Source organism: Pseudarthrobacter sp. NPDC059871 (genome assembly GCF_042731175.1).
Taxonomy (GTDB): domain Bacteria; phylum Actinomycetota; class Actinomycetes; order Actinomycetales; family Micrococcaceae; genus Arthrobacter.
This window is the reverse complement of record NZ_JBHWJV010000005.1, coordinates 1-14,133: the sequence shown is the minus strand read 5'-3', so window position 1 is coordinate 14,133 and position 14,133 is coordinate 1. Positions and strand designations below refer to the sequence as shown.

Annotated in this window: 10 protein-coding genes; 4 read left to right on the top strand and 6 right to left on the bottom strand. The window is 67.0% G+C overall.

The window, feature by feature from the left end:
- Positions 1–7: 7 nt before the first annotated feature.
- Together ACFV4R_RS08295 and ACFV4R_RS08290 are read right to left on the bottom strand one after the other, a co-directional pair.
- Positions 8–814 (bottom strand): amino acid ABC transporter ATP-binding protein, encoded by an 807-nt coding sequence (locus ACFV4R_RS08295; protein ID WP_377201890.1) that lies wholly within the window; start codon positions 812–814, stop codon positions 8–10.
- Positions 814–1,911 carry an amino acid ABC transporter permease gene (locus tag ACFV4R_RS08290; RefSeq protein WP_377201889.1) on the bottom strand — a complete coding sequence of 366 codons (1,098 nt, stop codon included), beginning with the start codon at positions 1,909–1,911 and terminating at the stop codon, positions 814–816. The genes ACFV4R_RS08295 and ACFV4R_RS08290 overlap by 1 nt, the downstream gene beginning before the upstream one ends.
- Before the next feature lie 332 nt (positions 1,912–2,243).
- Here ACFV4R_RS08290 and ACFV4R_RS08285 point away from each other — a divergent pair, with 332 nt between their 5' ends.
- The 4 genes from ACFV4R_RS08285 (at position 2,244) to ACFV4R_RS08270 (ending at position 7,721) form a co-directional block, all read left to right on the top strand.
- Positions 2,244–4,208 (top strand): FAD/NAD(P)-binding protein, encoded by a 1,965-nt coding sequence (locus ACFV4R_RS08285; protein WP_377201888.1) that lies wholly within the window; start codon positions 2,244–2,246, stop codon positions 4,206–4,208.
- The gene (locus tag ACFV4R_RS08280) at positions 4,205–4,756 is read left to right on the top strand and encodes a GNAT family N-acetyltransferase (protein ID WP_377201887.1); all 552 of its coding nucleotides are present in this window, start codon (positions 4,205–4,207) and stop codon (positions 4,754–4,756) included. Before ACFV4R_RS08285 ends, ACFV4R_RS08280 begins: the two co-directional genes overlap by 4 nt.
- Before the next feature lie 48 nt (positions 4,757–4,804).
- Positions 4,805–6,532: a helicase HerA-like domain-containing protein gene (locus ACFV4R_RS08275; protein ID WP_377201886.1), complete on the top strand. Its 1,728-nt coding sequence runs from the start codon at positions 4,805–4,807 to the stop codon at positions 6,530–6,532.
- Positions 6,533–6,728: 196 nt separating this feature from the next.
- The gene (locus ACFV4R_RS08270; protein WP_377201885.1) at positions 6,729–7,721 is read left to right on the top strand and encodes a hypothetical protein; all 993 of its coding nucleotides are present in this window, start codon (positions 6,729–6,731) and stop codon (positions 7,719–7,721) included.
- Positions 7,722–7,790: 69 nt separating this feature from the next.
- Here ACFV4R_RS08270 and ACFV4R_RS08265 read toward each other — a convergent pair whose 3' ends face one another.
- The 4 genes from ACFV4R_RS08265 to ACFV4R_RS08250 all read right to left on the bottom strand — a co-directional run bounded on the left by ACFV4R_RS08265 (position 7,791) and on the right by ACFV4R_RS08250 (position 13,433).
- The gene (locus ACFV4R_RS08265; RefSeq protein WP_377201884.1) at positions 7,791–8,624 is read right to left on the bottom strand and encodes a DUF559 domain-containing protein; all 834 of its coding nucleotides are present in this window, start codon (positions 8,622–8,624) and stop codon (positions 7,791–7,793) included.
- A gap of 202 nt (positions 8,625–8,826) precedes the next feature.
- Positions 8,827–10,851, bottom strand: a complete 2,025-nt coding sequence (locus ACFV4R_RS08260; RefSeq protein ID WP_377201883.1) for an NHL domain-containing thioredoxin family protein — start codon at positions 10,849–10,851, stop codon at positions 8,827–8,829.
- Positions 10,851–13,010 (bottom strand): cytochrome c oxidase assembly protein, encoded by a 2,160-nt coding sequence (locus ACFV4R_RS08255; protein WP_377201882.1) that lies wholly within the window; start codon positions 13,008–13,010, stop codon positions 10,851–10,853. Before ACFV4R_RS08255 ends, ACFV4R_RS08260 begins: the two co-directional genes overlap by 1 nt.
- A 135-nt stretch (positions 13,011–13,145) precedes the next feature.
- Positions 13,146–13,433, bottom strand: coding sequence for an HU family DNA-binding protein (locus ACFV4R_RS08250; RefSeq protein ID WP_015938867.1), 288 nt, complete (start codon positions 13,431–13,433; stop codon positions 13,146–13,148).
- Positions 13,434–14,133 lie beyond the last annotated feature (700 nt).

The window sequence follows — 14,133 nt, the reverse complement described above, 5'->3', positions numbered from 1 at the left end:
ATGGTCCTTAGATGTTGAAAGCCGGTTCGAGCACCTTGGAGAAGAAACTCCGGGTGCGCGGTTCCTGGGGGTTGGTGAAAATCTGCTGCGGGGTGCCCTGTTCCACGATCTGGCCCTGGTCCATGAACACCACTGTGTCCGCCACGTCGCGGGCAAAGCCCATCTCGTGGGTGACGATGATCAGGGTGGTGCCGGACTTGGCGAGCTCCCGGATAACGTCCAGCACTTCGTTGACCAGTTCCGGGTCCAGTGCGGATGTGGGCTCGTCGAACAGCAGGATCTTGGGGTCCAGCGCCAGGGCCCGGGCGATGGCGACGCGCTGCTGCTGTCCGCCGGAAAGCTGCCGGGGGTAGGCACCGGCCCGGTCCTTGAGACCCACGCGGTCCAGCAGCTCCAGGCCGCGCCGGCGGGCTTCGTCCTTGGAGCGGCCCTGCGCCACGACAGGTGCTTCGGCCACGTTTTCCAGGGCGGTGAGGTGCGGGAACAGGTTGAAGTTCTGGAACACCATGCCAATCTCGGTGCGCTGCTTGAGGATCTCCTTTTCCCGCAGCTCGTGGAGTTTCTGGCCGCGGATTTCGTAGCCCACCAGCTTGCCGTCAATGGAGATGTAGCCGCCGTCCACCTTTTCCAAGTGGTTGATGGTGCGCAGCAGGGTGGATTTACCGGAACCGGACGGGCCCACGATCACGGCCACGCCGCCCGGCTCCACTGTGAGGCTGACGCCTTTAAGCACCTCGGTGGCGCCGAAGGACTTGCGGACGCCGGTGATTTCGACGAGCCCGCGGGTGGCGGGGGCTGAAAGGGTGGCGGTCATCAGAGGCTCTTCCGGTTGGTGACGGCATGGGTGGCGAAGAACTTGCGGGCCTTCTGCAGCGGCGTCAGGGGCAGGTTACGCACAGCACCCTTGGAGTAGTGGCGTTCGATGTAGTACTGGAAGACGCTGAGGACGGAGGTGATCACCACGTACCAGAGGGTGGCCACCAACAGCAGCGGCAGGACCTGCTGGGTGCGGTTGTAGATCACCTGCACGGTGTAGAACAGCTCCGAGTAGGCCAGGACGTAGACGATCGAGGTGCCCTTGACCAGTCCGATGATCTCGTTGAAGGCCGTGGGCAGGATGGCGCGCATGGCCTGTGGCAGGACGATGCGGGTGGAGCGGCGCCAGGCCGGGATGCCCAGGGCGGCGGCGGCCTCCAGCTGGCCCTGGTCCACGGAGAGGATGCCGCCGCGGATGATTTCCGCGGAGTAGGCGGCCTGGTTCAGGGTCAGGCCCAGGACTGCCGCCGCGAACTGGCTGATCAGCGTGGTGGTCTGCACCTCGAAGAACCGCACGTCCGTGAAGGGGATTCCCAGGCTGATCTTCTCGTAGAGGTAGCCCAGGTTGTACCAGAGGAGCAACTGGACCAGCAGCGGCGTGGACCGGAAGATCCAGGAGAACGTCCAGGAGACGGACACCAGCAGCGGCGAGGCGGACAACCGCATGAGCGCCAGGATGAAACCCAAAACGAAGCCGAGGATGCCGGAGATGGCGGTGAGCTTCAGGGTTTCCAGGAGCCCGTTGACCACGGACTGCGCGGTGAACCACTGGGCCACCACGCCCCACTCCCAGCGCGGGTTGGTGGCCAGCGACCACGCGATGGCCAGGACGCCAAGCGCCACGGCGGCAGTCCCCACCCAGCGCCACGGATGCTTCGCGGCCACCACGCGGTATGACGAATAGTCAGCTGCAATGCGTGCTGGTCCCTCGGGCGGCAATCCCCCGCCTGAAGGCAGGGTGCTGCCGGTTGCAGAAGCGGATTCGGTGGCCGCCTGCCCGGTTGCGGCTGCTGCCGCGCCGGCCTCCGCCGTTGTTGCCGGCTCTCCCGTGGGTGCCGGCTTTGCCTGCGCCACCCTCGATGTTGCTGAACTCATGTGCCACCTCGCTTCTTGTCCTGGGTCCTGGTGTTCGGGTCGGAGCGGGCGCTCCGGCCTGGGCTTTTGGCCCGGTTGCTGGCTGCAAATCTAGGACCGGCCCAAACGGGGCGGCAACACCGGAAGTTGCATTAGTTCACCGGGCTTCGCACTGCGTCATGAGTCGGTTTCTTGCGTCATTTGACCTGCTGTGACGCGGAGTTAACGGGCGTGACCGGCCGCTCGACCGCCGTCGTCACCGCTGCCTAGCATGGGCACTCCGGCTGCTGCCAACGCGCCGCCGTACCTCCCACCAGCCCCCGCATCAGCCCATCCGCCCGTCAGGAGCCCCCATGCCAGCGAAGATTCCGGCCGTTGTGTTCATCGGCGGCGGACCGCGCACGGCCGGCGTCCTGGAGCGGATCGCCGCCAACCGGCCAGATGTTTTTGCCGGTCCGCTGGAGATCCATGTGGTGGAGCCGCACGTTCCAGGCTCGGGCCGCATCTGGCGGTACGACCAGGACCCGGGCCTGCTCCTGAACTCCATGGCCGCGGACATCACCATGTTCACCGACGAGTCCGTGGCCTGCGACGGTCCGGCCGCTTCCGGCCCCGGACTGGCGGAGTGGACCGCCGGCGTCCTGGACGGGTCCATCACCGATGTGCCGGACTTCCCGCGGCACCTGCAGGACCAGCTCCGGGCACTCAACGGCACCACGTTCCCCACCCGCCAGCTGCAGAGCCAGTACCTCGAGTGGTTCTTCCGCCGGGCCGCCAGGGCACTGAACCGCAGCGTCACCACCCACCGGAGCACCGCCGTCGGGATCTCACCCCTGGCGGACGGCGGGCACGAAGTCGCGCTGGCCAACGGCCGGACGCTGCATGCGGACATCCTGGTGACCGCCCTGGGCCACACCGATTCGCAGCCCGACGCCGCATCCTCCGGCTATGCCGGGTTCGCCGCCCGGCACGGCGGCTACCATGCGGCACCCAGCTACACCACCGACGTCGACTACTCAGGCATTGCCCCCGGCCAGGACGTCATTGTCTCCGGCATGGGCCTGGCCTTCGTGGACCTGCTGGTCATCCTGATGGAGGGCCGCGGGGGACGGTTCGAGGAAACGCCCGACGGCGGGCTGCGCTACCTTCCGTCCGGACGGGAACCGCGGCTGTGGGCCGGGTCGCGCCGGGGCGTGCCCTACCACTCCAAAATCTCCGCCACCCTCCGCGGCGAAGCACCCGGACCACTGCGGTTCTTCACCCCTGCCGCTGTCGAATCCCTGCTCCAGGGCCACGGGGAACTGGACTTCCACCAGCACCTCTGGCCGCTGGTGGCCAAGGAGGCCGGTTACTACTACTACCGCGAGCTCCTGACCGGAAGCCCCGAACGGGCTGCCATGGGCTGGGACGAATTCGCTGCACGCTATGCAGCTCTCGACTGGTACGGCAGCGAGCGCGCGGACCTCGTGGCCGCCGCCGTTCCCGACGACGCGCTGCACCTGGACCTCGAACGGCTGGACCGGCCCTTCGACGGGCGCCGCTTCGCGGACCACCGTGCCGTGCAGGATGCCGTTGCCGGATACATCGAACACGACCTCGCCCTCCGCGACACTCCGGACCATCCCGAGACCCTCGCCCTGTTCCTGGCCCTGCTGCACGTGTACATGGAGGTGGGCCGGGTGGTCCCCGCGGACCGGCTGAACGCCCGGTCCCAGCAGACCATCCATGGTTGGTGGCACGGGTTCTTCAGCTTCGTCGATTCCGGGCCGCCACCCCACCGCCTGCGGCAGATGCTGGCCCTGCACCGTGCCGGGCTGCTGCAGTTCCTGGGCCCCGGGGTGGAGGTCACCACTGACGAAGCAACCGGGGCTTTCGTGGCCGCGTCGCCGCAATCCGAGGCAGTGGTTTCGGCGCGGGCATTCATCGAAGCCAGGTTGCCGGCCACGTCGGTGGTCCGGTCACTCAACCCTGTGCTGGCTTCCCTGCACGGCAGCGGCTTGGGAACCGAGCAGCAGCTGCTGACCGCGGACGGGATCCACTCCACCGGCAAGCTGCTGGTGACCCCGCAGCACCGGCTGGTGGGGACGGACGGCACCCCGCAGGACACGGTGTTCGGCGTCGGTCCCGGAACGTCCGGCTGGGGTGCGGGAGCGTTTGCCCGGCCGCGCACCAACGCAGCCCCGTTCCGGGAAAATGATGCGCTGGCCCGGACCATCCTCGGCACGGCCCGCAACCTTGCCGGCGAAATGTCCGCCACAATATCCCCAGAGCCGGCCGCTGCCGGCCGGAACCAGACCCTGACAAGGAACCACCGGTGACAGCAGAACCAGAAGTCCAGCCCCGTCCCCTGGACCGCGCCGCCTTGGAAGTCCTCATCCTGCCCATGCACGATCCCCGGGTGCGGCCACTCCTGGACGAACTCGCCGTCGAGTACAGCACCCGTTACGGGGACCTGTTCGGCAGCGGCGCCGCGGCCGAGGAATTGAACCGGTACCCGGCAGCGGAGTTCGAGGGCCCCTCCGGCGCGCTGCTCATCATCCAGGAAGACGGCACATCCATCGCGGGCGGCGCGTTCCGCCGGTATGACGCCACCACTGCGGAACTGAAGCGGATCTGGACCCACTCCGCCCACCGCCGTCGCGGCCTGGCCCGGCTGGTGCTCGCCGAACTGGAGTCCCTGGCAGCTGCCCGCGGATACACCGGCCTGTACCTGACCACCGGCCCGCGGCAGCCCGAGGCCAAATACCTGTACCTGCGCACCGGTTACCAGGCACAGTTCGACCTCGCCGCTGACCCTGAGACCATCGGGGCGCTGGCGTTCACCAAGGAACTTCCCGCCGCCGGCATCAATTCCTCGCAGAACTAACCTCCGGGATACCGCCGCAGACGCGCTGGCCGCCGCTAAGCTAGCGCCATGGCGAACAAAACCACCGCAGAGAAGCTTGCCACCATCCAGAAGGGCTACGCCCTGGAGGGCGCCACCATCGAGCTGGGGGCCGCCCTGATCGACGGTGAACTCCACAAGGACGCGCCGGTGCGGCTGCCGCTGGCCATGATGAACCGGCACGGCCTGGTGGCCGGAGCAACCGGTACCGGCAAGACCGTCACCCTGCACATGATGGCCGAACAGCTTTCCACCGCCGGCGTGCCCGTCTTCCTGGCGGACATCAAGGGTGACCTCTCCGGGCTCGCCACTGCGGCACCGGGCAGCGAGAAGCTCCTGGCCCGCACGCAGAGCATCGGCCAGGACTGGCACGGCAAGACCTTTCCGGTGGAATTCCTGGCGCTGGGCGGCGACGGCAACGGCATCCCCGTCCGGGCCACGGTGACCTCGTTCGGGCCCATCCTGCTCTCGCGGATCATGGAGCTCAACGACACCCAGGAATCCAGCCTGCAGCTGGTCTTCTACTTCGCCGACAAGAACGGCCTGGAACTGATCGATCTCAAGGACCTCCGGGCGGTCATCCAGTTCCTGACGTCCGATGAAGGCAAGGACGAGCTCGAGCAGCTCGGTGGGCTCTCGAAGGCCACCGCCGGGGTGATCCTGCGCGAACTGGTCACGCTCGAAGCCCAGGGCCTGGAGAAGTTCTTCGGCGAACCGGAGTTTGATACCGCCGAACTGCTGCGCACCGCGCCCGATGGCCGCGGCGTAGTGACCTGCCTGGAGCTTCCGACGCTGCAGAACAAGCCCATGCTGTTCTCCACGTTCCTCATGTGGCTGCTCGCCGACCTCTTCGAAGACCTCCCCGAAGCCGGCGACCTGGACAAGCCCAAGCTGGTCTTTTTCCTCGACGAGGCGCACCTGCTGTTCAACGGCGCCTCCAAGGCTTTCCTGGACGCCATTACCTCCACCGTCCGGCTGATCCGGTCCAAGGGCGTGGGCATCTTCTTCGTCACCCAAACCCCCAAGGATGTCCCTGCCGACGTCCTCGGCCAGCTGGCCAACCGGGTCCAGCACGCGCTGCGGGCCTTCACGCCGGAGGACGCCAAGGCCCTCAAGGCCACGGTATCCACGTTCCCGCTCAGCGACTACGACCTCGAAGAGACGCTGACGTCGGCCGGCATCGGTGAAGCGGTCATTACCGTCATGAATGACAAGGGTGCCCCCACCCCGGTGGCCCTCACCCGGCTGCGGGCCCCCGAATCTGTCATGGGTCCCAGCGACGAGGCCCTGGTCCGGAGCACCGTGGCCGGGTCCGCGCTGCTGGAGAAGTACGGCACCGCGGTGGACAACCCCTCCGCGTACGAGAAGCTCACCGGCAAGACGGCAGCACCTACAGGTCCCGCGGCTCCCGCCGGAACACCTGGTGGGGCTTCGCAGCAGAACGACGTCGACGCCGAGGCAAGGCGCATCGAGGAGGAAATCCTGGGCCGGCCCAGCAGCAGGCCCTCGGCTACCAGTTCCGGCAGGGACGAGGCTGCTGAAAGGGCTGGAAGCGCCCCGGCTCCGAGGGCACCCCGTGCACCCGAGCCCCAACGCCAATCCCAGCCGGGGGGCGGAATCATGGGCGACCTGGGCGGTGTGCTCGGCGGCGCATTGGGTGGCGGGCTGAAAAGCATGGCACGGTCCGTAGGCACCCAGCTGGGCCGTGAGCTGCTGCGCGGCATGTTCGGCACGTCATCCCGGCGGCGCCGCCGCTGACCCCGGGGCCTCAGCGCGGGGCGACGCGGACCCCGCCAGGGCCGGCCCGGGCCGGGTCCAAAGGTGCGGCCGGGCACTCTCCGTGCCGGCGTCGTCGGGCGCTGTCCCTGGTGCCAACGCCGGGCTGCGGCGGGAATTAGGGGAGGCGCCGACTTTAGTGTGCCAACGTAGTGACGTTACTGTAATAAACGTGCAGATGAGTCAAGCGTTGGTGAGGATAGCGGCCGGATGGCTGCTGGGCCTCATGCTTGCCGTGGCCGGAGCCATTGTGGCCATCAACCTGGTCAACAGCACAGTGGCCAGCCCGCAGCAGCCGGTGCGCGAGTACATTGACGCCCTGCAGAGCGGGAACGGCGGCAAGGCGCTGGGCCTCCTGCGGGCCACCGTTCCGCCCAGCAACGCAGCGATGCTGGATGGCACGGCCCTGCAAACAGCGGCGTCGAGGCTCTCCAACGTCCAGATCGGCGAGCCGGAAGAACGTCCGGACAACCGCGTGGCAGTGCCGATGGACTACACCATTGACGGAAGCCGGCTCAGCACCGAATTCGTGCTGCAGAAGACCGGCACCGAATGGATCTTCTTCAACACCTGGGCGTTTGTCCCGTCCCGGCTGCCCACGGTGGACATCACCGTGGTGAACGGCAGCGAAGTGAACATCAACGGCGTCCCCGTGAACATGCCCAACGGACGGAACTCCTTCGCCGTGTTCTACCCCGGCGAATACGAGGCGTCGCTGGATGGCCAGTACTTCTCCGCCCCCGCCAGCCGCGCCACGGTGACCGGGCGGGACACCCCGGTGGCTCCACTGAACCTGCTGACCCAGGCCACCGGCAAGCTCAAGGAGGACGTGTCCGCCAAGGTCCGGGAATTCCTGGATGGCTGTGCCGCCGAAGCCCAGAAGGAGCAGCGGCTGCAGCCCGACTGCCCCTTCTACTACGCCAGCAACAACAGGGTGCAGGACGGCAGCATCAAGTGGTCCGTGACCGAGTATCCCAACGTCTCCATCGAACCCTTTGACGGCCGCTGGGTGGTCTCACCACTGGACGGAAAAGCCAAGGTGGAGGCCCTGCAGCAAAACTCCTTCACGGGCGCCTGGTACCCGCTGGACGAAGAGGTGGACTTCAGCTTCACCACCCGCCTGGACGTCTCCGGCGACACTGTGAAGGTCACTCCCCAGCTGAGCTTCTAGGGTTTCCTGCCGGCCTCCCGTCCGGACTGGCCCAGTTTTAAGGCCCTGCCCGCCGGGTTCTACAGTGACCTAAACCCAACCGCCCCGAAAACTGGGCTGGTTCGGTTGAGGCCACCGCAATGACCCCCGGCCCAGGACCTCACGGACCTGCGCCAGAACAGATTCCGGGGCGTAAACCACGTCGTCATAAAAGAACCGGAGTACGGGTAGTCCGTGACGGACAGCCATATTGTCCCTGCGGCGATCCTTCTTGAATTGGCGGGCATCAAGATGGAAGGCGAGCCCGTCAATCTCCACGATGAGGAACCCCTCCAGCAGGAAGTCCACGCGGCCGATCCCCTCGATCCACACGTGGGTCTCGGTGGCGATGCCAGCATCCCGGAACAGCACCCGGGCCAAGGTTTCCAGGAGAGAGTCTGCGCCGCGTTCAACCTTGGACACAACATGCCGCGCCTTTCCTGACCGGCTGCCCGTCAAGTGGCGCAAAAGCAAGGACGGCTCGATGTCCCCTCTGTTGTAGGCGCACTCCACCATGACCAGAGATTCGAGCTCCGGCAGGCACAGCAGTGCGTGAAGCAGGACGTCAGGGAGTGCTGCAAGGGTCCGATGACGGGGCGCCTGCGTCAGGGGAAGCCGATGGCTGACACAGTGGTTGGTACGTCTTCCGTTGCTTTGCCAGTAGTGAGGCCTGGCAGTTGCTTGAAGCTGCCATAATCCATAATGCGGGGCGGCCGATGCACATGTCAGGAGGCTGCGGGCCAGGCCTGCACCGACCAGCTCCGCGTCAGCACCCGGAACGGCCAGCAGCCCGCGCCCGAGCCGCACCACCTGCCCGCCACGGATTGCACGGTTGATGTCCCTCTCCGTTGCCCCGGCGGCGGTCACATCACGCCGCAGCAGCACTCCTCCAGCCGACTTGAGGATTTCCGATGGGTCCATGACGCCACAATGTCCGTCCCCAGAGGCTGTCGGCAGGTATCACGGGCTCTATGTGGACAAGGGCCATGCACACTGGCCCAGTTATGGGGCCGTGAAAACAGAACTGGCCCGGTTTTCAGGCTTGGAAAGCTTGAAAACCGGGCCAGTTCAGTGGGTAAAAACGCGGTCAGTCCATGCCGCGGAGGTCCAGGACCAGCTCGGTGTCGCCGTCGGCCTGAAGCAGCACCGGGATGCCCCAGTCCTGCTGGTACAGGTGGCAGGCTGCGTGGTCCGGGATCTCGCCGTCCTCGGTCTCGGGGCCGTCGCAGGCCGCGGCGCGGGCGGTAATGTGCAGCACGCCCTCAGGAACGTCCGGTGAGAGCTCCAGCGTGCGCAACAGGCCCACGGAGGTGCCGCCGCCGGACACCAGCAGCTCGGGCGGGGTGGAGGAGATCTTCAGCTGGGTGGGGTCACCCCAGCGGCCGTCGAGCTTCTGCCCGGTGGGGGCGGTGAAGCGGACCGTGAGTTCCAGTGGTCCCGGAGCCACGGGGCTCTTGGGCCGCTGCGTCTGGGAGGCGCCCTCATCCACCTGCTGGGCTTCCTTGGGAATGGGCACGTACACCAGCTGGTGCTTGTTCGCCTCCACCACCACCAGCAGCGGCTCGGCGCCGGCAGCCCCGGTGGCATCCACTATCACGTCGGACGGCTCGGCGAGGCCACGGGCCAGCGTGGACACTGTGCCGCTGGCGGGGTCATACCGGCGGACGGCGCCGTTGTAGGTGTCAGCGATGGCTACGGAGCCATCCGGGAGGACTGTGACGCCCAGGGGGTGCTGCAGCCGGGCCTCGGCCGCAGTACCGTCGCGGAAGCCGAAGTCGAACAGGCCCTTGCCCACGGCGGTTTTCACGGTGACCGTCCCGGCGTCGTCGATCACCAGCGTGCGCAGCGCCGACGTTTCAGAGTCGGCAACCCAGATGTTTCCGTCGGCGTCCTCGGCCAGGCCTGAGGACTGGGCGAACCAGGACTCGTGGGCGGGGCCGTCCAGCAGCCCTTCCAGTCCGTTGCCGGCCACGATGGCCACGCCGCCGGTCAGGGGGTCGAAGCTGAAGATCTGGTGCGTGCCGGCCATGGCCACCACCACGGCGTTCAGTTTGCGCGACCACACAACGTCCCAGGGAGAGCTCAGCGAGACGTCCAGGGGGTCGTTGCCCAGGGAACCGCTGAAGCCGGCGCCGTCCTCGTCCACGCGGGCAGGCCCCGTTTCCAGGAGCCGCTGCACGCCGTTGCCGGCAAGGGTCAGTGCCTTGCCGTCCGTGAGGGACAGTCCGCGGAGGCGGTGGTTGACCGAGTCGGCAATTACGACGTCGTAGCCTGCCTTGGCTGCCACGTCTTCCGGCAGCAGGACCAAGCCTTGGGGCTCGTTGAACTGTGCGGTGGCGTCTTCCCCGGCGGCAGGACCGTCGGCGTAGCCCTTGGTGCCCGAACCGTAGGTGGCCAGGACAGTTTCGAAGTCCGTACCGAGCTCCACGAGGCGGTGGTGGCCGGTGTCGGTGACCAACCAGGAACCCTTGCCGTCGGAACCGCTGGCTGCGGCACCCGCTGCCGCGCCGCCGTCGGACGCTTCCGCCCAAGCCGTGGACCCGCGGCCTGCCGGCAGGAAGAGCGCCTTGCCGGGGAAGCGCAGGGTGCCGGAGGTGGCCTCGGGCGCCACGTACGGGCCGGAGCCGCGGTGCAGCGTGCCCTTGGCCTCATGTTCGGCGATCAGCTCGGGGATCAGCACTGCCAGGCCGTCTGCGTGGCCCTCACCGGACAGGTGCGCCACGATGTAGCCCTCGGGGTCGATGACCACCAGGGTGGGCCAGGCGCGGGCGGTGTAGGCCTTCCAGGTGTCCAGTTCAGGATCGTCCAGGACGGGGTGGTGGATCTCGTAGCGCTCCACGGCGGCTGCCAGGGCCACGGGGTCGGCCTCGTGCTCGAACTTGGGCGAGTGGACACCCACCGTCACCAAGACGTCCGAATACTGCTCCTCCAGCGGCCGCAGCTCGTCCAGGACGTGCAGGCAGTTGATGCAGCAGAAGGTCCAGAAATCGAGCAGGACGATCTTGCCGCGGAGGGCTTCGAGGTCCAGGGTCTTGCCGCCGGTGTTCAGCCAGTTGCGGCCTTCCAGTTCGGAGGCCCGGACCCGGGCGTGGGTGCGTACGGTTTCGCTCATCAGCGTCCTTCCAGCTTGTTGCGGTCAGCCAGCCTGGCGTCGCGTTCAGCCAATTTGGCAAACATATCGTTGTAAGCGGCCAGATCGGCGTCGTTATTCCTGTCCGCCGCGCGGTCCACGCGTTTGGTCTCCCGCTGGTCCGAGCGGGACCACATGATCGCGACGCCGATTGCCACCAGGAGCGTGGGCACCTCACCGATGCCCCAGGCCACCGCTCCGCCGGTCTGCTGGTCGGCCAGCGCGGACTGGCCCCATGTGCGGCCCAGGTTACCGAAGTAGTCCGCTGCGAGCAGCCCGGTGCCGCCCATGATGGAGACGCCGAAGAACGCGTGGAAGCCCATGGTGGCGAGGAGCAGCAGCAGCCGCATGGGGTACGGGGCCCGGCGCGGAAGGGGATCGGTGCCGATCATGGTGAGCACGAAAATGTACCCGGTGAGGAGGAAGTGCAGGTTCATGAGTTCGTGGCCAACATGCTCGCGCATGGCGTAGCCGAACAGATCGGAGAAGTAGAAGATCACGATCGAGCCGGCGAAGTTGGCCGCAGCAAACAGCGGATGCGTGACCAGTTGGGAGAACTTCGAGTGCACGAACACGAGGATCCATTCGCGGGCGCCCCGCGAGCCGTCACCGCGGGCGGGCAGCGCGCGCAGGGCCAGCGTCACCGGCGCCCCGAGCACCAGGAAGATGGGCGCCACCATGGTCAGTGCCATGTGGTCCACCATGTGTGCCGAGAAGAGGATGCGGCCGTACACCGCCGGCGGCCCTGACGTGATGTAGGTCAGGACAATGAGGCCGATGATCCAGTTGACGGTGCGGAACCAGTGCCACTTGTCGCCGCGGCGGTGGACCTTCGCGACGCCCAGGACGTAGGCCACGAGGCCGAACAGGGCTACCGCGATCCACAGCCAGTCCAGGCGCCATTCGGTGATCCAGCGGGTGGCGTTCAGTTCCGGGGGGAGCTCGTAGCCGGTCAGGATGAAGGCCGGCGAGGCGTCGGGCGCGAACGTGGTGGGCTGCGGTGGCGCTGAACGGCCCAGCGCGACGGCGATGCCTGAGGTTGCGCCCATCACCAGGAGTTCGGCGAGGAGCAGTTGCCAGAGCACGCGCCGGGAAGACATGGTGGATCCCTTGCGGCCCAGCTGCGGGATGACCCACTGCCGGTGCATGAACCCGATGCCGCCCAGGACCAGGGTGGCAGCGGACTTCGCAAGGATCAGCTGTCCGTAGGACGAGCCGAACAGGTCTCCCCAGCTGGTGATCCGGATGCTGGCGTTGATGACACCGGACGCGAAGACCAGGACGAAAGCGAAACCGGCGAGGGTAGAGAAGCGGCGCAGCGTGGGCTCGGTGATGTCCGTTGTTGCACCGGCCTTGGGGCCGGTGAGGATCCCGGACAGGAGTGCCAGCAGGATGATACCGCCCACCCACGTACTCACACCCACAAGGTGGAGTCCGAGAGAGTTGATGGCCCCTTCATGGTCCGAGGAACTGGACGAGTGGCCGATCAGGGCGGTGGGGACGAGGCCGATCAGTGCCAGGATCAGGGTGAGGGCCAGGCCGCCCAGGGAGCGGACCCCGAACAAGGCCGTGGTGACGATGGCCGCGATGATCGTTACCGCCAGCCAGGCCCGTCCGGTCTCGATGTCTGTCATGAAGTAGACGAGCGCCTGCGTGAATTCGGCGTCGCCGGAAAGTGGCTGTCCGGCCACATCCGCGTAGGTCAGGACCAGCACGGCGATAGCGGACAGGGTCCACACTGCACCTGCGGCGGCTGCTACCACGAGGGCCCGGCTGAAGGCTGGGTGTTCCAGGCCGTCCTTGTCTCCGGGGTCACCCTTGTCCCGGCTGCGCTTTGTCAGGGTCCTGGGCAGAATCCCTACGGCGAAGATCAGGCCACCGATGACGGTGGCCACGGCCACGTTGTGCAGCGCCTTGCTGATCGGAAGCCCCCAGCGCACCAGTGCGCCGGGATCGGAGACGCCGCGCGTCACTGCAGCGCCGGAGAAGATCAGTGCTGCGATGAGGGCCAGGAACACCGCAGCGAGGCCGGCGAGCTGCCAGCCTTTCGGAATTCCGAGGGCAGTGCCGCCCGTCCCCTTCGCTCCGTTCCCGGGAGCGGGCTGAGGCGTGGCGGAACGTGGTTTTGCGGCAGAAGACACCCCTACATTGTCCGCCACGCCGGGCTGTGCGGCGAATCGGCTGGTGGGTCCGGAACGGGGCTTAAAGCAAAGGGAGCGGTGACCCTCAGGTCACCGCTCCCAGAGCTGCTCCGGCGTTGCGCCGGGCGAAGAAGCCTACTTCTTGTTGGAGACGGCAGCCTTCAGCTTGGAGCCGGCGGTCAGCTTGACGCTGTGGCCTGCTGCGATCTGGATGGTCTCACCCGTCTGCGGGTTGCGGCCGGTGCGAGCTGCACGGTCGGTGCGCTCCACTGCCAGCCAGCCCGGGATGGTGATCTTCTCGCCAGCGGCGACAGAAGTCTCGAAAACCTCGAACAGTGCGTCAAGGACGGTGTTGACGGCTGCCTGGCTGGTGCCGGCCTTGCCCGCTACCTCTGCAACAAGTTCACTACGGTTCTTAGCCATTGATGTCCTCCTGGACGGTCTGGTTACGGAGCCCGCACGCGGTGTGCGCGCAGGCCACTGTTCGAAAACTTACCAGCTACCAACCCTAGGGGCCGCAAATTCCGCGTGTTTCCGCGACTTTTTGAGGTTAATCACCGCATATTGGGGGGTTTTTCGTCCTCAGCGGAGCCTGACAGGTCACGGTGGGACGTTGAGATACGTACGACGCCGGCAGGCACCTTCCAGCCTCGGCCCGCCGCGCCGCCTGACCACCAGTCGACGCGCGCTCACTTGTGGCGGCTGTCCTTCTGACGCGCGCTCGGTCGTGGCGGCTATTCCGGTGACGCGTGCTCACTCGTGGCGGCTATTCCGGTAACGCGCGCTCACTTGTGGTGGTTGTTCCCGGGTTCGGGTGGGAGCCGCCGCGAGTGAGCGTGGGTCCGGGTGGGAACCGCCGCGAGTGAGCGGGGGTTCGGGTGGGAACCACCACAAGTGGGCGGGCGTCCGGGTGGGTGCCGCCGCGAGTGAGCGGGCGTCCGGGTGGGTGCCGCCACAAGTGAGCGGGGGTTCGGGTGGGTGCCGCCACGAGTGAGCCCGGGTTCGGGTGGGTGCCGGCGCGGGTGGTGTGTCAGCGATGGTCGAAAACTGAGCCATTTCGCGGGCTGAAAACTGAGCCACTTTGACGCTGGTTATTCTGCCGTATTTTCCGGTCTTGTCGAGG

What these genes read in the sequence shown, in the direction of transcription:
- ACFV4R_RS08275 (WP_377201886.1), top strand. Translation starts at nt 4,805, where the DNA reads ATGGCGAACAAAACCACCGCAGAGAAGCTTGCCACCATCCAGAAGGGC.
- ACFV4R_RS08290 (WP_377201889.1), bottom strand. Translation starts at nt 1,911, where the DNA reads ATGAGTTCAGCAACATCGAGGGTGGCGCAGGCAAAGCCGGCACCCACG.
- ACFV4R_RS08260 (WP_377201883.1), bottom strand. Translation starts at nt 10,851, where the DNA reads ATGAGCGAAACCGTACGCACCCACGCCCGGGTCCGGGCCTCCGAACTG.
- ACFV4R_RS08250 (WP_015938867.1), bottom strand. Translation starts at nt 13,433, where the DNA reads ATGGCTAAGAACCGTAGTGAACTTGTTGCAGAGGTAGCGGGCAAGGCC.
- ACFV4R_RS08270 (WP_377201885.1), top strand. Translation starts at nt 6,729, where the DNA reads ATGAGTCAAGCGTTGGTGAGGATAGCGGCCGGATGGCTGCTGGGCCTC.
- ACFV4R_RS08285 (WP_377201888.1), top strand. Translation starts at nt 2,244, where the DNA reads ATGCCAGCGAAGATTCCGGCCGTTGTGTTCATCGGCGGCGGACCGCGC.
- ACFV4R_RS08295 (WP_377201890.1), bottom strand. Translation starts at nt 814, where the DNA reads ATGACCGCCACCCTTTCAGCCCCCGCCACCCGCGGGCTCGTCGAAATC.